Source organism: Streptomyces sp. MBT65 (assembly GCF_016612545.1).
Classification (GTDB): Bacteria; Actinomycetota; Actinomycetes; order Streptomycetales; family Streptomycetaceae; genus Streptomyces.
Genome location: NZ_JAENRY010000014.1, coordinates 1 through 18,330, shown reverse-complemented (window position 1 = coordinate 18,330; position 18,330 = coordinate 1). Strand labels below are relative to the sequence as shown.

Annotated in this window: 18 protein-coding genes; 10 read left to right on the top strand and 8 right to left on the bottom strand. The window is 71.1% G+C overall.

The genetic code is table 11. From position 1 onward, the window contains the following. Positions 1-50: 50 nt before the first annotated feature. The 3 genes from JHN63_RS05500 to JHN63_RS05490 all read right to left on the bottom strand — a co-directional run bounded on the left by JHN63_RS05500 (position 51) and on the right by JHN63_RS05490 (position 4,369). Positions 51-1,049, bottom strand: a complete 999-nt coding sequence (locus JHN63_RS05500) for a terpene synthase family protein (RefSeq protein ID WP_200677544.1) — start codon at positions 1,047-1,049, stop codon at positions 51-53. Between the two features lie 177 nt (positions 1,050-1,226). Continuing rightward, the gene (locus JHN63_RS05495) at positions 1,227-2,858 is read right to left on the bottom strand and encodes an amidohydrolase (RefSeq protein ID WP_200677543.1); all 1,632 of its coding nucleotides are present in this window, start codon (positions 2,856-2,858) and stop codon (positions 1,227-1,229) included. A gap of 20 nt (positions 2,859-2,878) precedes the next feature. Beyond that, entirely contained in the window at positions 2,879-4,369 is a 1,491-nt protein-coding gene (locus JHN63_RS05490) for an APC family permease (RefSeq protein WP_200677542.1), read from the bottom strand. A gap of 135 nt (positions 4,370-4,504) precedes the next feature. Here JHN63_RS05490 and JHN63_RS05485 point away from each other — a divergent pair, with 135 nt between their 5' ends. Further along, positions 4,505-5,248 (top strand): TetR/AcrR family transcriptional regulator, encoded by a 744-nt coding sequence (locus JHN63_RS05485; RefSeq protein ID WP_200677541.1) that lies wholly within the window; start codon positions 4,505-4,507, stop codon positions 5,246-5,248. On the opposite strand, the gene JHN63_RS05480 is transcribed toward JHN63_RS05485, so the two are convergent. After that, positions 5,214-6,656, bottom strand: a complete 1,443-nt coding sequence (locus JHN63_RS05480) for a VCBS repeat-containing protein (RefSeq protein WP_200677540.1) — start codon at positions 6,654-6,656, stop codon at positions 5,214-5,216. The genes JHN63_RS05485 and JHN63_RS05480 overlap by 35 nt on opposite strands. A gap of 168 nt (positions 6,657-6,824) precedes the next feature. Here JHN63_RS05480 and JHN63_RS05475 point away from each other — a divergent pair, with 168 nt between their 5' ends. Beyond that, positions 6,825-7,223: a VOC family protein gene (locus JHN63_RS05475; RefSeq protein ID WP_200677539.1), complete on the top strand. Its 399-nt coding sequence runs from the start codon at positions 6,825-6,827 to the stop codon at positions 7,221-7,223. 66 nt (positions 7,224-7,289) lie between these two features. Here JHN63_RS05475 and JHN63_RS05470 read toward each other — a convergent pair whose 3' ends face one another. Then, a complete protein-coding gene (locus JHN63_RS05470; RefSeq protein ID WP_200677538.1) occupies positions 7,290-7,592 on the bottom strand; it encodes a DUF4235 domain-containing protein in 303 nt (100 codons plus the stop codon). 105 nt (positions 7,593-7,697) lie between these two features. Between JHN63_RS05470 and JHN63_RS05465 the strand changes: the two genes are divergently transcribed. Beyond that, positions 7,698-8,693 carry a cation diffusion facilitator family transporter gene (locus JHN63_RS05465; RefSeq protein WP_200677537.1) on the top strand — a complete coding sequence of 332 codons (996 nt, stop codon included), beginning with the start codon at positions 7,698-7,700 and terminating at the stop codon, positions 8,691-8,693. A 79-nt stretch (positions 8,694-8,772) separates the two neighbouring features. On the opposite strand, the gene JHN63_RS05460 is transcribed toward JHN63_RS05465, so the two are convergent. Beyond that, positions 8,773-9,222 (bottom strand): nitroreductase family deazaflavin-dependent oxidoreductase, encoded by a 450-nt coding sequence (locus JHN63_RS05460; RefSeq protein WP_200677536.1) that lies wholly within the window; start codon positions 9,220-9,222, stop codon positions 8,773-8,775. Positions 9,223-9,419: 197 nt separating this feature from the next. Between JHN63_RS05460 and JHN63_RS05455 the strand changes: the two genes are divergently transcribed. From JHN63_RS05455 to JHN63_RS05445, 3 genes are all read left to right on the top strand, one after another. Continuing rightward, a complete protein-coding gene (locus JHN63_RS05455; RefSeq protein ID WP_200677535.1) occupies positions 9,420-9,848 on the top strand; it encodes a nuclear transport factor 2 family protein in 429 nt (142 codons plus the stop codon). Positions 9,849-10,005: 157 nt separating this feature from the next. Further along, positions 10,006-11,229: a cytochrome P450 gene (locus tag JHN63_RS05450; RefSeq protein ID WP_200677534.1), complete on the top strand. Its 1,224-nt coding sequence runs from the start codon at positions 10,006-10,008 to the stop codon at positions 11,227-11,229. A gap of 13 nt (positions 11,230-11,242) precedes the next feature. Next, the gene (locus tag JHN63_RS05445; protein WP_200677533.1) at positions 11,243-11,449 is read left to right on the top strand and encodes a ferredoxin; all 207 of its coding nucleotides are present in this window, start codon (positions 11,243-11,245) and stop codon (positions 11,447-11,449) included. A gap of 89 nt (positions 11,450-11,538) precedes the next feature. Here JHN63_RS05445 and JHN63_RS05440 read toward each other — a convergent pair whose 3' ends face one another. Beyond that, on the bottom strand, positions 11,539-12,090 hold the full coding sequence (locus JHN63_RS05440) for a TetR/AcrR family transcriptional regulator (protein WP_200677532.1): 552 nt from the start codon (positions 12,088-12,090) through the stop codon (positions 11,539-11,541). Positions 12,091-12,188: 98 nt separating this feature from the next. On the opposite strand from JHN63_RS05440, the gene JHN63_RS05435 reads away from it, so the two are divergent. Together JHN63_RS05435 and JHN63_RS05430 are read left to right on the top strand one after the other, a co-directional pair. Then, positions 12,189-12,647, top strand: a complete 459-nt coding sequence (locus JHN63_RS05435) for a nuclear transport factor 2 family protein (protein WP_200677531.1) — start codon at positions 12,189-12,191, stop codon at positions 12,645-12,647. Positions 12,648-12,674: 27 nt separating this feature from the next. Continuing rightward, a complete protein-coding gene (locus tag JHN63_RS05430) occupies positions 12,675-13,199 on the top strand; it encodes a flavoprotein (RefSeq protein ID WP_200677530.1) in 525 nt (174 codons plus the stop codon). Here JHN63_RS05430 and JHN63_RS05425 read toward each other — a convergent pair. Continuing rightward, the gene (locus JHN63_RS05425) at positions 13,196-14,050 is read right to left on the bottom strand and encodes a hypothetical protein (RefSeq protein ID WP_307781822.1); all 855 of its coding nucleotides are present in this window, start codon (positions 14,048-14,050) and stop codon (positions 13,196-13,198) included. The genes JHN63_RS05430 and JHN63_RS05425 overlap by 4 nt on opposite strands. 860 nt (positions 14,051-14,910) lie before the next feature. On the opposite strand from JHN63_RS05425, the gene JHN63_RS05420 reads away from it, so the two are divergent. Next, the gene (locus JHN63_RS05420; protein WP_200677529.1) at positions 14,911-15,882 is read left to right on the top strand and encodes an aldo/keto reductase; all 972 of its coding nucleotides are present in this window, start codon (positions 14,911-14,913) and stop codon (positions 15,880-15,882) included. Between the two features lie 723 nt (positions 15,883-16,605). After that, positions 16,606-18,330 (top strand): ricin-type beta-trefoil lectin domain protein (locus JHN63_RS05415; protein WP_200677528.1); only part of this gene is annotated, 1,725 nt, incomplete at its 3' end.

Genomic DNA, 18,330 nt, shown 5'->3' with positions numbered 1-18,330 from the left:
CCACCTGACAGCGAGCTGCCCGGCCCTCGACCGGGCAGCTCGACGTCGTCTCACACCGCCAACAGGTCGTCCACCGAACTCTCCTTCTTCACCTCGTAGCGGCCCGACACCAGCGCCCACTCGTAGTTGCCGTTGATCCAGTGCTGGATGGCCTCCACGCCCTGGTGGACCCTCAGGCGCTCGTTCTCGTCCAGGCCCAACTCGTCGCACATCCGAGGGACTTGGGCCTCCAGTTCGAGGTACTCGGCGAGCCGGTCGTTCGTCATGCGGTACGCCTCGTCGGCCGCCGCCTCCCATGAGCAGTGGCGCTCCCGGTGGAGCACGGCTATGAGGTTGTGGCCGTCGCCCCGGCGGCGCTCGCGTTCGAAGGAGTGGATGTCGTTCATGAAGCCGATGGTGTCGGCGGCGAGATCACGCATGCGTTCCATCAGCGGATGCGCCTGCACCTGTGCCGGGACCTCGAAGCCCCGGCTGCGCTCCCCGGCGTCGATGCTGTGGTGGATGCCGACCGTACGGCGCCGGAACTCGGTGTACTCGTCGAGGTCGAGCGTGCCCGCGATGCCCCGGGCCGCGAGGTCGACCTCCTCGCAGTGCGCGACCAGGAAACGGCCCCAAGAAGCCGCGAACCGGGTCCTCCATGTCAGGGACATGCCATCTGAAAGATGGTTCCAGACGTCGGCCCAGGCCACCGTGATCGGGCAGACGACCCGGGGCCTGCTGCCCGCCGGACGCAACGGCGTGACGATCAACTCCCGCGCCACCTCCAGTATCCGGTCGGCGCGGTCCGGCCGGTTCGCGTCGAACTGGTCGTCGAAGAGGAACGCCAGCGAGAACCAGTTCATCAGGACGACCATGTCCGCGGCCGACGCGTGCGGGTAGGTGCGGGCCGCGGCCTGCGGGAGGTCCCACGACCGGTACTCCTCGAACCCGGCCTGGCTGCGCACCAGGCCCATGTCCCAGATCCAGCGGAGATGACGGGCGCGGGCGTACTCGAGATGCTCACTGACAGGGGTGTCGAAGGGGAGGTCGAAGGTGACGTCCTGAGGCATGCGCTTCCTTTCGGGAGACGGAACACGGAGTCCCCCCACTGCGAGCGGGCGGTCCGTTCGACCGCCCGCGCCCTCGAACTACGCTTCGTGGTGCGAAAGTTGGACCGAGAAGCGGTACGAGGCTGCCCAGAGCCTAGATGATCTACACCGTGCCATGATCGTGATCCCCGTTACTGCTCAGGCCCCCTGAGCTGCGTACACTCCCACCCCTCCGATGTAAGTAAGCGCTACCCGTGCCGCCGCGATCTCCTCCGGCGGAGCGGCGAACGGATCACGGTCCAGGACCACCAGATCCGCCAACGCCCCCGCCTCGATGCGGCCGGTGTCGTCCAGGTGGTTCGCGTACGCCGAACCCGCCGTGTACGCCGTGACCGCCTCCGCGAGCCCGATCCGCTCGTCCGGCAGGAACACCGGTCCGGCGCCGCCGGGTTCGACCCGGTTCACCGCGACATGGATGCCGTGCAGCGGATCGGGACTGCTCACCGGCCAGTCGCTGCCCGCCGCGAGCGTGGCCCCCGACCGCAGCAGTGCCCCGAACGGGTACTGCCACCGGGCCCGTTCGGGTCCGAGGAACGGAATCGTCAGCTCGTCCATCTGCGGTTCGTGCGCCGCCCACAGCGGCTGGATGTTCGCCACCGCACCGAGCCGCGCGAACCGCGCCACGTCGTCCGGGTGCACCACCTGAAGGTGCGCCAGATGCGGCCGGGTGTCACTCGGCCCGTTCACCGCCCGCGCGGCCTCGACCGCGTCCAGCGCGTCCCGTACGGCCCGGTCGCCCAGCGCGTGGAAGTGGCACTGGAAACCGAGCGCGTCCAACTCGGTGACGTACTTGGGCAGTTGGTCCGGGTCGATGAAGCTGGTGCCCCGATTGGCCGTGGCGCAGCCGCACTTGTCGAGGTAGGGGTCCAGGAGGGCGGCCGTGCCGGTCTCGGCGACGCCGTCCAGCATCAGCTTCACACTGCCCGCGCCGAACCGGCCGTGGCTCAACGCGGCCCGCCGCTCCACGAGTTCGGGGATCTGCTCGGCGCCGCGCGCCCGGTCCCACCACAGCGCGCCGACCACCCGCGCGGTGAGGGAGCCGTCCCGGGCGGCGGCGAGATACACGTCCGAGGGATCGTCCATCCCCAGGAACTCCCCGACGAGCGCGTCCTGCCAGGCCGTGATCCCGAGCCCGTGCAGATGCCGTTGGGCGTGCAGCAGCGCGGCCAGCCGGTCGGCGTGCGTGGCCCGCGGCGTGAGCCGGCCGACGAGCTGCATCGCCCCCTCCTGGAGCGTCCCGGCCGGCTCGCCCGACGCGTCCCGCTCGATCCGCCCGTCCACCGGGTCGGGCGTGTCCCGCGTGATGCCCGCCAACTCCAGGGCCCGGCTGTTGACCCAGGCACCGTGATGGTCCCGGTTGGGCAGATACACCGGCCGGTCCGGCACGGCCGAGTCCAGCAGCTCCTTCGTCGGCGTACCGCCCTCGAACGCCTCCATCGACCACCCGCCCCCGGTGATCCACTCCCGCTCCGGATGCGCGTCCGCATAGGCCCGCACGACGGCGACGGTGTCCTGTGCCGTCTTGGCCGTCGTCAGATCGCACTGGGTCAGCTCAAGCCCGGCGGGCAGCGGATGCACATGCGCGTCCTGGAACCCGGGCAGCAGCAACCGCCCCGCCAGATCGACGACTTGAGTGCGCGGCCCGGCGAGGTCGTGCGCCTCGGCATGTCCCACGGCGGTGATCCGCTCGCCGGTGACGGCCACGGCGGTCGCGGTGCGGCCGTCGGGGGTGAGGACGGGGCCGTTGGTGAAGAGGAGGTCTGCGTGCATGATCCGTTTCCTTGTGGGGGCTATCGGGAGGTCGCGAGCAACTGCGGGGCGTCTGCGTCGGTGCCCTGCCCGGACTGGAAGTAGGGCGACTTGCGCCCCCATTTCGCCCAGGCGGCGGCCACGAAACCCGACGCGATCATCGCCAGCGGGGTGAGCAGCAGGAACCAGCCGTTGTCCGCGCTGACTTCGAGGTGATCGGTGGACGTGTAGAAGGACCAGCAGAGGTAACCGCCCAGTCCCAGCAGGGAGATGGCGCTCAGCGTGGGCAGCACCACAGCGCGCACCCCCTGCCGCCAGTCCTCGCGGAGGAGGGCGCGGAAACGTACGGCCGCGGCGAGGGCGGTCAGTGCGTAGGAGAGGGCGACGACGATGCCCACGGCGTTCACCGTCGCCATGATCATGTCGGCGAGGCGGGGGATCACCAGCGCGAGTGCGGCAACGGCCGTCGCCAGCGCGCCGATCAGCAGGGTGCCGAGGGCGGGAGTGCCGTAGCGGGAGCTGACCTTCGACCAGACCGGGCCGAGGGTGCGGTCGCGGCTCATCGCGAACATGCCGCGGGCGGTGGGGATCACGCCCGCCTGGAGGGAGGCGACCGCCGAGAACATCAGGGCCACCAGGGGCAGCGCGGCCAGCGGCTGGGACGCGAGGCGGTCGCCGAAGAACGCCAGGCCCTGGGCGCCGTGGCCCGCCAACTCGCCCTCGGACAGCACCCGTTGGAAGGCGACCGAGCCGAGCAGGAAGAGGCCCAGCATCGTCACCAGGGTGATGATGCCCGCCCGGGACGCGTCACGCGGGTCGCGCACCTCCTCGTTCACGGTGAACGCGGCCTCGAATCCCCAGTAGCAGAACACCGACAGGAGCAGTCCCTGCGCGAGCGCCGACGCCGAGGGGATCGCGAAGGGGTCGAACCAGCTCAGGCTGAAGGCGTGCGGGCCGGTGACGATGCCGTAGCCGCAGAAGCCGAGCAGGACGACGTACTCGAAGATCAGCAGGCCGGTCTGGAGGCGGGCGGCGGTGCGGACGCCGGTGACCGCGGTCAGGGTGACGGCGACCAGGACGACGATGCCGACCGCCGTCGTCTGCGCCGTCGAGCCCGGGTCGAGGGCGAGACCGGCCAGCCGGTGCAGCCCCGCCTCCCCGGCGAGCTGGATCATGGCCGAGCCGGTGACCGCCGTCGTGTAGGCGAGGAACGCGATCGTCGCGACGATGTTCACCCAGCCGACCAGGAAACCGAGCCACGGAGTGAGGGAACGGCCCACCCACACATAGCCGTTGCCCGCGTTCGGCTCGACCTTGTTCAGCCGGGTGTAGGCGCCCGCGATGCCCAGGATCGGCAGGAACGCCAACAGCATGATGGCCGGCAGATGCAGCCCGACCACCCCGGCGGTCACGCCCAGACCGATGCCGATGCTGGTGGTCGCGGCGGTGCTGGACGCGGCGATGGCGACGCCGTCCAGCAGACCGAGTGACTTGCGCAGTGCGGGCCCCGACGGGGGTGGCGTGTCGATCATGGCGTGCTCTCCGCTCGCACCGGGGGGCCCGAACGGCCCCGGTGAACGCACATGAAACTGCCCGCGCACTTAACAGGTCAACGGTGTTGTCATAAGGTGCGGGCACCTGGACCCGAGCAGCGAGGAGGTCGTCGTATGAGCGAGCGTGTCGTCCCGGCCGCCGACCGGCGGCGCCGACGTCCCACCAAGCAGGGCGTCGTCCTGTCCGAGGAACTGATCGTCGAGACCGCCCTCAGACTCATCGAGGAGCACGGCGCCGACGCCCTCTCCGTGCGCCGCCTCGGCCGTGCGCTCGGCGCCGACCCCAGCTCCCTGTACCGCTACTTCCGGCACACCGACGACCTGATGCTGGCCGTCGCCGACGAGCTGATCGGCCGCACCCTGCGCACCTGGCGGCCCACCGGCGACTGGCGGGCCGACCTGCGGGAGCTGGGCCTGCGCATGCACGCGGGCGCGCTCGCGCACCCGAGGGCGGCGGGGCTCAGCGCGTACCGGGTGACGGGGCGGGTGTACGAGATCCAGGCCGTGGAGGCGATCCTCGGGGTGCTGCGCGGGGCCGGTTTCCCCGATGCCGAGGCGGTGCGGATCTATCACTCCTACGTCGACCAGGCCCTCGCCTTCGGTGCCCTCGACTCCGCGAACACGGCGCTGCCGCAGCCCGCCCGCGAGGCCGAGGCGGCCGTATGGAAGGCGACGTACGCGCAGCTGCCCGCCGACACGTTCCCGCACATCGCGGCGACGGCCCGCCATCTCGTGGCCACCATGCGGCACAGTTCGTACCCGGCGGCCCTGGACCTGCTGCTGAGCGCGGCGGCGGCGCGCCTCGCCGAGATCCAGGCCCTGTCTACGAGGAGTGCGGGGCGAAGGCCGTCGTCGTGAAGGTGGCCTTGTTCGCGTTCGTCGTGCCGTCGGTGATCCACCAGCGGGTGGGGCGCTCGCCGTAGAACCCGAACCTGGGGTCGGCGCCCCAGTTCAGAACCAGTTCGTCCTTGCCGTCCCCGTCGAAGTCCGCTGCCCCCACGGGCCGGGCGTGGCGCCACTTCGCCGGGATCTTCCTGCCGTCCGCCGTGGCGGGCCCGTTGCGCAGGACGGCGGTCCGCCGGGTGTCTTCGATGAGTGTGGCGCCCGCGTACGTGGAGACCAGGACACCGTCCCGGCCGTCGCCGTCCGGGTCGGCGGCCGTATAGCCGCCCGGCCCGTAGCCGGTGCGCGCGGACCGGGGCGCCTCGGGCAGCCGGTACGTCACCGGTGCGCCGCCGTCGCCGGGATACACGGCGAGCGAGCCGTCGACCTCGGCCGGCTCGGTCTCGTAGCCGGGCTCGTCGTTACGGCCGCCGTCGTCGCCCACGGCCACATCGCGCTGCCCGTCGCCGTCGAAGTCGCCGAACGCGTGGGCGTTCCCTTTCCTCAACTGCCTTGTCGAGGCGGATAGTTGAGCACCGGGCCGGGCCGTGTGGAGGGCGTTGCCGGACTGTTCGCCGTCGTTCACCGCGTGCAGCAGCAGTGAGGTCGCGCGAGGAGTGCCGGACGGGTCGATGGTGTCGGCGATCAGTTCGCCGTCGGCCCAGGGAAGGCTCGTGTCGGTGCGGGCGGGCGTGCCCGAGCGGGTGAACGGGCCGTACAGCACCACCATGGACGAGTGGTTGTGGGCGAGGCCGGCGAGGTCGTGGTGCCCGTCCCCGTCGAAGTCGCCGCGCACCAGGGACCGGATGCCCAACTTGTCGACGTTCTGGGGCAGTCGGACCGGTGTGGCGGAGGCCTTCGCGGTGGAGCCGCCCCAGGTGACGTACGGGACGGTGCGCGGGGCGCTGATGTTGCCGTCCGACACCATCGAGCCCTGGACGGACGTGACGAAGTCGGGGAAACCGTCGCCGTCCAGATCGGCGGTCGTGACGTCCGCGGCGGACACCGAGTCCGCCGGCGCCAGAAGCTGCTTGCCCGGCGCGGGCAGGCCCAGGTCGGCACGGCCGTAGACCCTGCGCGTCGACGGGTCGAGGCCCCTGGCCGATCCGTAGACCACGACGACCCGTTCGTCGGTGGCGCCCTCGCCACCGCCGACGACGATCGGCACCACGAGGTCCCGGTGCCCGTCGCCGTTGAGGTCGTCGGGGTCCTTGGAGCCCTTGCCCGGAGCGGGAGTTCGGCTCGCGGTGCCCGTGGCCGGTGCTCCCGAGGAGGGCGACGACCCGTCGTCGGTGGTACCGCTCCCACCTCCGCCGCCGCATCCGCCCATCGGAGCGAGCGCGGTGCACAGGGCGAGGGTCAGCAGAGCGGTACGGGGCTTCATCCGCCCCACTCTCGCATCTTGCGTCCCACCCGAACCAGGGATCCGCGCGGTTGTTGCACGTTCGTTGATCGACGCCGGTCGTCGGCATCAACTGGCCGAAGCGGGATACCCGTTGGGTGCGTGACAACCGGAATTCGACCCTTGCGCGCCTGGATCTTCGGAGGACACATGGCACTCGTGACCGCAGGCTTCGTGGTGCTCGACGCGGTCGAGCCGGAGAAGCTCGCCGTGTTCTACACGGAGTTGCTGGACGGCGAGCAGACCGACATCAGTCTCGACCAGGTCGAGATCAGGGGCGCGGACGGGACCCGGCTGGCGTTCCGCCGGGACCTCAGCGCCACACCGGCGAGCTGGCCCCGCGCCGAGAACAACCAACAGGTCCATCTGGACTTCCTGGTGGAGGACCTGGACGAGGCGGAGCGCCGGATCATCGGACTCGGCGGACGCGCGCTGGAGACCAAGGACATGCCGGGCCCGTACCAGGAGCGCGTGTACGCGGACCCGGGCGGCCACTCCTTCACGATCCGCCCGGTGCCGCCCACGGCCGCCGATGCCGATCAGGGCTGAGGAAGTTCAACTCCCGTTCGCCCCGGCCCACTTGGTCCACTGTCGACGGCCGTGGCCCCAACGGGCCTACTCCCGGCCGCCCTTGTCCTTCACCGGCCAGATCCCCGTCGAGTGTTCGATGGCCTTCGCGCCGGTGCGGTCCGCCGCGCTGCGCGCCACCGCGAAGAGGGCGCCCTGGAGCGCGGCGGCGAACAGGATCTCGGCCCAGCCGCGGTCCCGGTCCAGCGGGTCGGGGGCGTTGTCCTCATGCCGTACCGCCTTCCACGCGGCGCGGAAGGCACGGCCCGCGAGCGCGCCGCTCACCAGGCCCAGCACGAGGCCGACGGGCTGGTAGACGAGGGGGAGCTTCTTCTTCTTGATCTTGGCCACGGGGGTCTCCTTCTGCGGTCGAGCCGGTCGGCACCCCGACGGTGCCACCGAAACCTGGGCTTCGGTAGAGGGTGTGAGCAGCACCTTCAGGGGCAGTCGGGGTGGATGAGCGACACAACTGCCGACCCCGCGCCCGACGATGACACGGACGGCGCCACGGACCGCAAGACCCGGGTCACCGTCCTCGTCGCACTCGCGGCCAATCTTGTCATCGCGGTCGCCAAGGCCGTCGGCGGTCTGGTCGCCGGGTCGCCCGCGCTGCTCTCGGAGGCCGCCCACTCGGTGGCCGACAGCCTCAACGAGGTCTTCCTTCTCTTCGCCCTGCGCCGCAGCCGCCGCCCCGCCGACCGGCGGCACCCCTTCGGCTACGGCAAGGAGCGTTTCTTCTGGTCGCTGCTCGCCGCCGTGGGCATCTTCGTGATGGGCGCCTGCTTCTCCGTGTTCCAGGGGATCGAGGCGCTGCGCGACGGCGCGGAGGAGACGTCCACCGGCTATGTGGTGGGGCTGGTCGTGCTCGCCGTGGCCCTGGTCGTGGAGGGGGTCTCCCTGCTGCGGGCCCTGCACCAGGTGCGTGCCCAGGGCGGTGGCAAGGAGGCCCTGCGCGACCCCGCGCTGCGGACCGTCGTCGCCGAGGACGGCACGGCCGTGCTCGGCGTGACCCTCGCCATGATCGGCATGGCACTGCACATGATCACCGGGCAGGTGGTGTGGGAGGCGTCCGCCTCGATCGCGATCGGGGTGCTACTCGGCTACGTCGCCTACCGCCTGGGCCGCGACGCCCGCGACCAGCTCATCGGCGAGGCCGTCGACCCCCAACTGGACGACAGGATCCGCTCGTTGCTGGCCGCCGAGCCCGAGATCGACAGTGTGGAAGCGCTGTTCACCATGCGGATGGGGCTCGACTCGACGATGGTCGCCGCCCGGATCGACCTCGTTCCCGGCATGGACAGCGAGCGGGTCGAGGAGGTCTCCATGCGCATCAAGGAGTCCCTGGGCCGTGCGGTGTCCGAGACCGGTGAGATCTTCCTGGACATCACCGACCGGCCGACGGCCCGGGCAGCGGAAAGCCCCGCCGCGACGGGGGAGCGCGGCGGGGCCTGAACGTCGGCTGCCCGACGCCCACCGGTTCATGCGCCCCGGAACCGGAAAAATTCTCAGCGGCGGAACCGGTCCTCGGGACTCAGCTTCCGTCGGCCGGTTCGAGCACGAACACGGGGATCTGCCGGTCCGTCTTCGTCTGGTACTCGGCGTACGGGGGATACGCGGCGACCGCCCGCTCCCACCACTCGGCCTTCTCGTCGCCGGTGACCTCGCGGGCCGTCAGGTCCCACTTCTGCGGTCCGTCCTGCAACTCGACACGCGGATCGGCCTGCACGTTGAAGTACCACACCGGGTGCTTGGGGGCGCCGCCCTGCGAGGCGACGACGGCATAGGTCCCGTCGTGCTCGACCCGCATCAGCGGGGTCTTGCGGATCTTCCCGCTCTTGGCGCCCACCGTCGTCAGCAGGATCACGGGCAGACCCGTGTCCATCAACGTCGTCCCCTTGGTGCCGCCGGAGCCCTCGTACAGCTCGACCTGGTCGCGCACCCACTGCGACGGGCTGGGTTCGTACTCGCCCTCAAGAGGCATGGCATTCGTCCCATCTCGCGTTCTACGGCTGTCTCGCACCAGGATTCAACACCAGCCGGTGCGCGATTCATCCACACCGCGACTCTCTTCGGCCAGGTCCCTTCCACCGGGTGATGACCTCGGAGGTAATCGCACCGGAACGGCTCCCGCGGCACAGTCGGGACCGCGCACGAACACCGGCAGAGAAGGGACACCCCATGTCCGCGACACCCACCACCCGCACCGTCGTGGAGGACCTGCTGCACCGGATCGGCCACGCCGAGCCCGAGCGCATCGCGGAGCTCTACGGCGAGCACGCCGACTGGAAGCTGAACTGGCCCGAGGACGAGCACGGCCGCGCCGCCACACCATGGATCCGGCACCGCGCCACCCGAGCCGACGCGGCCGACCACTACCGGGACCTCGCCGCCCACCATGTGCCCGGACGGGCGGGCACGGAGATCGAGCACATCCTGGTCGACGGCGCCGACGCGGTGGTGCTCGGCGAGATCCGGCTGACCGCGAGGCCCACCGGACGGCCCTATCGGGCCAGGTTCGCCCTCCGTCTCACGGTCCGGGACGGGCTGATCGTCCGTCACCATGTGTACGAGGACAGCCTGGCCGTGGCCCGGGCCTTCGCGCCCTGAACGGGCTCGCGCCGATCTTGGGACCGAGCGAAGCGGACCGCCAGGTTCGGCCAGATTGTAGGCACCACCGATCTGGCCGAACATCGGGTGGCCTCATAGGTGCCTCGGGCATCTAATGAAGATCGGCAAGACGCACTCTTCGTCTGCGAGGTCTTCCATGACGGATCTGACGGAACTGACCGGTCCGACCGACCTGACCGAACCCGTCGCCTTCCCGCAGGACCGCACCTGTCCCTACCACCCGCCCACCGGCTACGACCCGCTGCGCGCCGTCCGCCCGCTGACCCGCGTCACGCTCTACGACGGCCGCACGGCGTGGCTCGTGACCGGACACGCCGCCGCCCGCGCGCTGCTGGCCGACCAGCGCCTGTCCACGGACCGCACCCACCCCGACTTCCCCGTGATCAACGAACGGTTCGCGGCGGTCCGCGACCGGCGGATCGCCCTGCTCGGTGAGAACGACCCCAAGCACCGCACCCAGCGGCGGATGATGATCCCCGGCTTCACCGTCAAGCGCGCCACGGCGATGCGGCCCGGCATCCAGCGGATCGTCGACGACCTGCTCGACGCGATGATCGCCCGGGGTCCGACGGCCGACCTGGTGTCCGCGTTCGCGCTCCCCGTACCGTCGATGGTGATCTGCGCGCTGCTCGGCGTCCCGTACGCCGACCACGAGTTCTTCGAGGCCCAGTCCCGGCGCCTGCTGCGCGGCCCCAAGGCCGAGGACAGCCAGGACGCGCGCGATCGACTCGACGCCTATCTCGGCGAGTTGATCGACCGCAAGCAGCGGGATCCGGGCGAGGGGCTGCTCGACGACATGGTCCGGGAGCAGCTGAACGAAGGAACCCTGGACCGCGCCGAGTTGATCTCCTTCGCGGTCATCCTCCTCGTCGCGGGCCACGAGACGACCGCCAACATGATCTCCCTGGGCACCTTCACCCTGCTGCGGCACCCGGAGCGGCTGGCCGAACTCCGGGACGATCCGGGGCTGTTGCCGGACGCGGTCGAGGAACTGATGCGGTCGCTGTCCATCGTCGACGGGCTGATGCGGCTCGCCGCCGAGGACATCGAGCTGGACGGTACGACGATCAGGGCCGGCGAGGGCGTGATCTTCTCGACCGCCGTCATCAACCGCGACGAGAACGTCTACACCGCCCCGGACACCCTGGACTGGCACCGGCCCACCCGCCACCACGTGTCGTTCGGCTTCGGCATCCACCAGTGCCTCGGCCAGAACCTGGCCCGCGCCGAACTGGAGATCGCCCTGCACAGCCTCTTCGACCGGCTGCCCACGCTGCGGCTGGCCGTCCCCGCGGAGGAGATCCCCTTCAAACCCGGCGACACGATCCAGGGGATGCTGGAACTCCCCGTGACCTGGTAAGAGGCTGCGCTCCATGCACACGGAAATCCACATCGACAAGGACATCTGCATCGGAGCGGGCCAGTGCGCCCTGGCCGCCCCGAGCGTCTTCACCCAGGACGACGACGGCTACAGCACGGTGCTGCCGGGCAAGGAGGACGGCGGTGACACCCCCATGCTGAGAGAGGCGGCCCGGGCCTGCCCGGTGAGCGCGATCACTGTGACGGACACGGTGGGCTGAGCGGCTGAGAGAGTGAGGGCGGTCGGTCGGCCGAGCCGGGTCGGCCGAACGCCCGAGCCGAAGGACCCACCCCGCCGAGCGCCCCCGCCTCAACCGGCCCGCAGCAGCGACAACGCCGCCGCGCGCGCCTCCGCCGCCGGCTCCGCGCTCCCGGTGATGCCCGCCGTGACCATGGCGCCCTCGGCCAGCAGGAACAGCTGGCCGGCCAGTGCGGTGGGCATTCCCGCGTCCGTCACGAGAGCCGTGAGGTAGTCGCGGAACGCCCGCTTGTGCGCCCGGACCTGGGCGACCACCCGCTCCGAGGTCGCGCCCAGTTCGCCGTACGAGTTGATCCATGCGCAGCCGCGGAAATCGGCCTCGCCGAACCACTCCTCCAGCCAGTCGAAGACGGCCGGAATCCGGTCCCGTGGATCATCGTGCCGTTCGACGTGTTCCGCGAGACGGCCGCGCCAGCGCAGGTCACGTCGTTCGAGATATGCCTCCACCAACTCCTCCTTCGCGGGGAAGAGTTGATAGAGCCGCTTGAGGGAGAGCCCGGAGGCGCCGCGCACGGCGTCCATGCCGACGGCCTGGACCCCCCGCCCGTAGAAGAGCTTCTCGGCGGCGTCCAGCGCCTGCTCCCGGGCGACTGCGCTGTCCATCGGACCGACCCCTCCTTGACCTGAGAACGTGCGTTCTCTACGGTAGCAGTCGCCGGGAGAACGCACGTTCTCCGCACTTCGCCGCTCTGGAGACGACCATGGCCGACCGCCCTCCCCTCCCGCCCTTCACCCGCGAGACCGCGGCGCGGAAGGTCCAGGCGGCCGAGGACGCCTGGAACACCCGCGACCCGCAGCGCGTGGCGCTCGCCTACTCCGAGGACTCCGTCTGGCGCAACCGCGACACCTTCGTCACCGGCCGCGCCGAGATCGTCGCGTTCCTCACCGCGAAGTGGGCACGCGAGCACGAGTACGCGCTGCGCAAGGACCTCTGGGCCTTCGACGGCGACCGCATCGCGGTCCGCTTCCAGTACGAGTGCCGGGACGACGCCGGGCAGTGGTGGCGGTCGTACGGCAACGAACTGTGGGAGTTCGACGAGCACGGCCTGATGACCCGGCGCGAGGCGAGCATCAACGATCTCGCCATCGAGGAGAGCGAACGACGCGTCTTCGGGGCGCGGCCGGAGGCGGAGCGCGGACTGTCTTTCCCACTCCAGTAGATCCCCGCTCTTCAGTAGGCTCCCCGGATGACCGAACAGGACTCGAAACCCTTCCTCTACGTCGTCGTCTGCGCCGCGGGCATCGCCGTGGACGTCGGCCGGCTGATCGCCGCCGCGCAGGAACGGGACTGGGAGGTCGGGGTGTTCGCGACCCCGGTCGCGATGGGCGGCTTCTTCGACACGGCCGCCGTCGAGGCACGGACCGGGCGGCCGATCCGTTCGGCGTGGCGAACTCCCGGTGATCCGCGCCCCTTTCCGCCCCCGGACGCCGTGGTCGTCGCGCCCGCCACCTTCAACACGATCAACAAATGGGCGGCCGGTACGGCGGACACCCTGGCGCTCGGCACCCTCTGCGAGGCGTACGGCCTCGGTGTCCCGACCGTCGTACTCCCTTGTGTGGGCGAGGCGTTGGCCGCCCATCCCGCCTACCGGGCGAGCCTGGCACGGCTGCGCGAGATGGGCGTGCGGTTCGGCGAGCCGTACTCCGGCGAGGCCCAAGAGGACGGCGGGCGGCCGGAGTTCGGCTGGGAGCGGGCGCTCGACCTGCTCTAGCCGCAGGTCACCGTCGGCCCCGCCAGCATGCCCCCGGTGTACAGCGCCTGGCCCTGCGGCATCCAGTAGCCCAGCTTCGAAACCACCGTGGAACAAGGCGACTTGAGCGCGACCCGGACCACCACCGTGTCCGGGTGTCCCGGCTGGAGATCGGTGAGTGCGCAGTCCAGGGCGTGCGGAAGCCGGTCCTGTGCTGGATAGCGACCGATCAGCGGATTGACGCAGCGCGGGTCGGACGTGGTCAGCTCGGCCCCCGTCCCCTCCTGCGCGATGAGCCCGAACCGCGCGCTGCCGTCACCCTGGTCGCTGAACCGGCGGACCGTGTACGTCAGGGTCGTCACCGAGTCCGGCCGCAGGGTGCTCCGGTCGACCTCGATGCCGTGCGTCGCCTTCGGCACGGGCGCGGTCAGCGTGAGCGTGGTGTGGACGGTGCCCTGCACGTCGACGCCCTCGGGCATCGACCGGACGCGCACGGTCGCGGTGAACTCGTAGGTCCCCGGCCCCGGATACTGGCCCGACCCGGGCAGCGTGCCGGACGCGACCGTCTCGCCCGCGCGCCGCGCGGTCCAGGTGCCCGAGCTGCGGCACGCGTACCGGGCGATCGGCGCGTGCCGTCGGCAGCTCGCCGGAGCCGACACCGCCATGGTGGGAGTACCGCTTCCCGCGCAGAGACTGACGGCGGCCCGCTGCCCGTGCGCGCCGTGCAGGACACCAGCGGACGCGCACAGGGTCGACGGCGCCTCGGGCGGGGGCGGCGCCGGGTCCGTGCCACCCCATGCGGGCGACACCAGGGCCAGCGGCAGCACGGCCGCCCCCAGCAGGATCCTCAGTCTGGTCCAACGTCTCGGCACCGCGTTCCTCCCGTACGGCCACGACCGGCCCGGCGCCGGTCGGTCTGCGCCGAGGATGCGGGTCCACGGCGACGCCCCGACCGCTCCCACGCCGGTCGTCCGGGGGCGGTCACACCAACGCCGGACGCCGGTGCGCGGCGCGGTGTTGCGCGTGGCGCCGGTCCCGCGCCGGGCGGTCACCGTCACCCGTCGCCCGTGAGTGGTGAGGCGTCGCCTGCGGCCCCGCGGCCCTTGTCGGCCGCCCGGGTACGGTCGTGCGACGCCGGATGCCCGTGCGCGGCGCGGCATTGGTCGTCGCGCCCGGTGGCCAAGGGGGGGCACCCCGTCGCTCCGACGCCCGTCAGTGCCCCGGCCGCGCCCGCAGCAGCTCCCCGTGCGCGCCCCTAAGAGGTCGTCGCACAGGTCCCGGATCCGTTCGACCGGCGGGGTCGCCGCCGTCGCGGAGTCGATCGTCGCCGCGTGCCGGATGTGGCGCGGGTCGCCGTCCGTGGTCGCGCGGACCACCAGGTCCGTGACCGAGACGTACGCGCTGTTGAGGGCCGCGCACCGCGGCGGCAGGCGCCGATCCGGGTCGGCCGGGCACCCAACGCGTGGACCGGGCACAGGACTTCGACGACCGAGCGGAGTACTCGCCGGTCCCGGTGGGGTAGTGGTCGTCCTGGCGACTGCGGCCGGGCTTGGAACCTGTCCGCCGCCGGCTGGGCGCACCTCTGCGTACCGCGCCGTACGCGCGGGCACGTGCAGGGGCAAAGCGCCCGGCCGCGTCACCCGTCAAGGGTGCGCGCACATGCGCGACTTCGAGTGCCCGCGAAGTCGTACGCTCCCAAGCGGTACCGAACTCGAAGGCAGGAGCAGCAACGATGCAGTACGTGAAGCTCGGTTCGACCGGCCTGGACGTCTCGCGGATCTCTCTGGGCTGCATGACCTACGGCCTCCCGGACCGCGGCACCCACGAGTGGACCCTCGACGAGGAGGCGTCGCGCCCGCTGATCCGGCAGGCGCTGGAGGCCGGGATCAACTTCCTCGACACGGCGAACGTCTACTCCGACGGCACCAGCGAGGAGATCACCGGCCGGGCGCTGCGCGACTTCGCCCGCCGCGACGAGGTCGTGCTCGCCACCAAGGTGCACGGCCGGACCCGTCCTGGACCCAACGGCGCCGGACTCTCCCGCAAGGCGATCATGTCCGAGATCGACCACAGCCTCGCGCGTCTCGGCACCGACTACGTCGACCTCTACCAGATCCACCGTGCCGACCCGCACACTCCCGTCGAGGAGACGATGGAGGCGCTGCACGACCTGGTGAAGGCGGGCAAGGTCCGCTACATCGGGGCGAGTTCGATGTACGCGTGGCAGTTCGCCAAGCACCAGCACATCGCCGAGCGGCACGGCTGGACCAAGTTCGTGTCGATGCAGAACCACTACAACCTCCTCTACCGCGAGGAGGAGCGCGAGATGCTCCCCCTGTGCGCGGACCAGGGCGTCGGCGTACTGCCGTGGAGCCCGCTGGCGCGGGGCCGCCTGACCCGGGACTGGGGCACCACCACCGAGCGCAGCAGCACCGACAACTTCGGCAACCGCCTCTACCAGGAGGGCGACCGCGCCATCGTCGAGGCGGTCACCCGCATCGCCGGCGACCGGGGTGTCCCGCGTGCCCAGGTCGCCCTCGCCTGGCTGCTGCACCAGAGCACGGTGGCGGCGCCGATCGTCGGCGCGGCCAAGCCGCAGCACATCGAGGACGCGGTCGCCGCCGTCGAACTGGAGCTGAGCGACAAGGAGTTGGAGGAACTGGAGCAGCCGTACGCGCCGCACGCGATCAGCGGCCACTCCTGACGGGTCGTCAGTACGGGCCGTGCCGTGCGCACTCCGCGCCGCACGGCCCTGCCCCGGTCCCGCTCCGGTCCCGCCTCGGCCGCGTCGAGAACCCCGCACAGAGCCGGTCGATTTCGTCGTACCCGAACAATCCGCGCCCGACCGTGAACCCGGCTTCCCCGATGTGCTGTCACCGGCGGGGTGTCGCCGGTCGGGTGCGCGCCTATTGGTTGGTCGTGAACTCCCTCATCGGTGATGTCATGGAAGTCGTCAAGTCCCCCGACGTCACCGGCTCGCCCGACAATGGGCCGGGCAGCCGGAACGTGACCTGGGAAAACCGGAAGTAGGACCGTCCCCGGGGCTGGAGTGCCGGGTGTGACGGGCAGACCCGGCCAATGGTTTCTGGATTTCCCGTGTGGATACGGTGGCAATCCCATAACGGACCCGATTGACGAATCGTCAAATTGCCGGGGCCTGAACGCAAAGCACAAAACGGAGGCAGACCTTGTTCCGCCTCGCTGACCTGTGCAAAGGTGTGCCTGTCGGCGCGCGGGCACATAGATGATTCCCCTCCGTGCGCTCGAGGCCGCTCCCGTACGTCACCCCCCTTGCTTCAAAAGAGCTGCCCCAGGCGGACGTTCGGGATGCCATCAATCGGACGGGTGGACTCTGTCACCCCGTCGGCAGGGTCGCATACCCGCCGGTATGCGCCGAATTCCGCGTTTCACCTGGAGGAATGCAGCCGTGACGGACCCAGGTCCCTCGAATTCCCCGACTTCCGCTCACCACTTCGAAGTGACCGACGAGCAGCTCAGCGCCGAGCTGAAGAAGTGGACGGGGACGACGCCCGCGCTGCAACCCGTGGGTGAACTGCTGGACCGGCACTGGGAAGCGGCCTTCGCCTATGCGCGGCTGTGCACCGACGGACCGCACCACGCCGGAATGCTCACCACGGCCGCTTTCACCCGGCTCTTCGGAGAATCCCTGCGGCAGTCCGGACCGACCGCGGCCTGGCGCCCTCAGGTGCTGGTCACCGTCCGCCGTATCGCCACGGAATGGGTCGCCGACCACCGGCAGGAAATGCTCCACCCCGATCTGCGCTGGTCGAACGGCGACATCGACCGCGTCGCGGCCCGACTGCTGCCGGTGCCCGAACGGCGGCTGATATCCCGGGCGTTCCAGCGGCTGCCCCAGACGGCCCGCACGCTGCTGTGGCACATCGACGTCGAGTCGGAACCCTTCTCGGTGCCCGCCGGACTGCTGGGCATCGACGAGGAGGGCGCCGACATCGAACTCGGGCGCGCCCGCGGCCGGTTGCGCGAGGAATGCCTCCTCGTCCACCGCGAACTCGCGCAGGACGACGAGTGCATGCGCTACATCCGGCTGCTGGACGTCACCTTCCGGCGCGGCGGCGCGGAGGTCGACCCGGACCTCGCCATGCACCTCTCCGTCTGCAAGCACTGCCGCTACACCGCCGACCAGTTGAACCAGTTCAACGCCGGGCTCGGCATCGCGCTGGCCGAGGCGGTGCTCGGCTGGGGCGCGCGGACCTACATGGAGGTCAGGGCCGGCAGCCGCGCGCTGCCCGCCGAGGTGTCGTCCGCCTCGACCGAACTCGTGGTGCGGTCGGGCCCGCGGCGCGGCGAACTGCGTACGGCCCACAAGGCGCGCCGCCGGGTCCGCCGCCGCAACCTCGGCGTGGCCGTGCTGACCGTGAGCGGACTGGTCGTCCTCCCGCTCGTCCTGTGGTCCACGAGCGGTTCGGGCGGCGACAAGACCACCACCGAGAGCCAGGCCGCCGGCGCCTCGGGCACCGGCAAGGAGTCCGCCGACCCCTCCTGGGTCGGCAAGAACGACGCCACCGCCCAGGGCACGCTCAGCGGCCGGCTGCACAACGTCGAGTCGGGTCTGTGCATCGGCGTCGCCGGCAACAAGCCCCTCCAGGGCACCGAGGCCGAACTGCAGACCTGCTCCTCCGCGGCCGGCCAGCAGTGGTCGTACGAGACCGACGGACAACTGCGCAGCACCGCCGACCCCGGCCTGTGCCTCGACTCGCACCTCGCCTTCGAGGTACAGCTCGCCCCCTGCACGGGCACGTCGTCGGCGACCGCGAAGAACATCCGCTACGACTTCACGCTCCAGGGCATCCTCGTCCCGCGCTGGAACCAGGACCTGGCGCTGACGCCCGCCTCCACCGACGGCGGCGGCGCGCTCGTGCTGAAGACCCGGGCGGACGGCACCGCGCAGCGCTGGGTGTTCGACACCTCGAAGGCCGACCCGCAGATGCAGGTCGTCAACTGGGACACCGACAGCACCGACTCGCCGGCCCCCACGACCAAGAAGGCTCCTCCGAAGGCGACGCCGACCCCGACGGTCACCCCCACTCCCACCCCGACCGCGTCGACCCCGCAGTCCGCACCGACGACGGCCGCGCCGACCCTCGGCTACTGCGACTACTACCCGTCGTAC

Bases quoted from the DNA above. Each gene is read 5' to 3' on its own strand.
- JHN63_RS05500 (WP_200677544.1), bottom strand. From the start codon at position 1,049: ATGCCTCAGGACGTCACCTTCGACCTCCCCTTCGACACCCCTGTCAGT.
- JHN63_RS05495 (WP_200677543.1), bottom strand. From the start codon at position 2,858: ATGCACGCAGACCTCCTCTTCACCAACGGCCCCGTCCTCACCCCCGAC.
- JHN63_RS05490 (WP_200677542.1), bottom strand. From the start codon at position 4,369: ATGATCGACACGCCACCCCCGTCGGGGCCCGCACTGCGCAAGTCACTC.
- JHN63_RS05485 (WP_200677541.1), top strand. From the start codon at position 4,505: ATGAGCGAGCGTGTCGTCCCGGCCGCCGACCGGCGGCGCCGACGTCCC.
- JHN63_RS05480 (WP_200677540.1), bottom strand. From the start codon at position 6,656: ATGAAGCCCCGTACCGCTCTGCTGACCCTCGCCCTGTGCACCGCGCTC.
- JHN63_RS05475 (WP_200677539.1), top strand. From the start codon at position 6,825: ATGGCACTCGTGACCGCAGGCTTCGTGGTGCTCGACGCGGTCGAGCCG.
- JHN63_RS05465 (WP_200677537.1), top strand. From the start codon at position 7,698: ATGAGCGACACAACTGCCGACCCCGCGCCCGACGATGACACGGACGGC.
- JHN63_RS05460 (WP_200677536.1), bottom strand. From the start codon at position 9,222: ATGCCTCTTGAGGGCGAGTACGAACCCAGCCCGTCGCAGTGGGTGCGC.
- JHN63_RS05455 (WP_200677535.1), top strand. From the start codon at position 9,420: ATGTCCGCGACACCCACCACCCGCACCGTCGTGGAGGACCTGCTGCAC.
- JHN63_RS05450 (WP_200677534.1), top strand. From the start codon at position 10,006: ATGACGGATCTGACGGAACTGACCGGTCCGACCGACCTGACCGAACCC.
- JHN63_RS05445 (WP_200677533.1), top strand. From the start codon at position 11,243: ATGCACACGGAAATCCACATCGACAAGGACATCTGCATCGGAGCGGGC.
- JHN63_RS05440 (WP_200677532.1), bottom strand. From the start codon at position 12,090: ATGGACAGCGCAGTCGCCCGGGAGCAGGCGCTGGACGCCGCCGAGAAG.
- JHN63_RS05435 (WP_200677531.1), top strand. From the start codon at position 12,189: ATGGCCGACCGCCCTCCCCTCCCGCCCTTCACCCGCGAGACCGCGGCG.
- JHN63_RS05430 (WP_200677530.1), top strand. From the start codon at position 12,675: ATGACCGAACAGGACTCGAAACCCTTCCTCTACGTCGTCGTCTGCGCC.
- JHN63_RS05420 (WP_200677529.1), top strand. From the start codon at position 14,911: ATGCAGTACGTGAAGCTCGGTTCGACCGGCCTGGACGTCTCGCGGATC.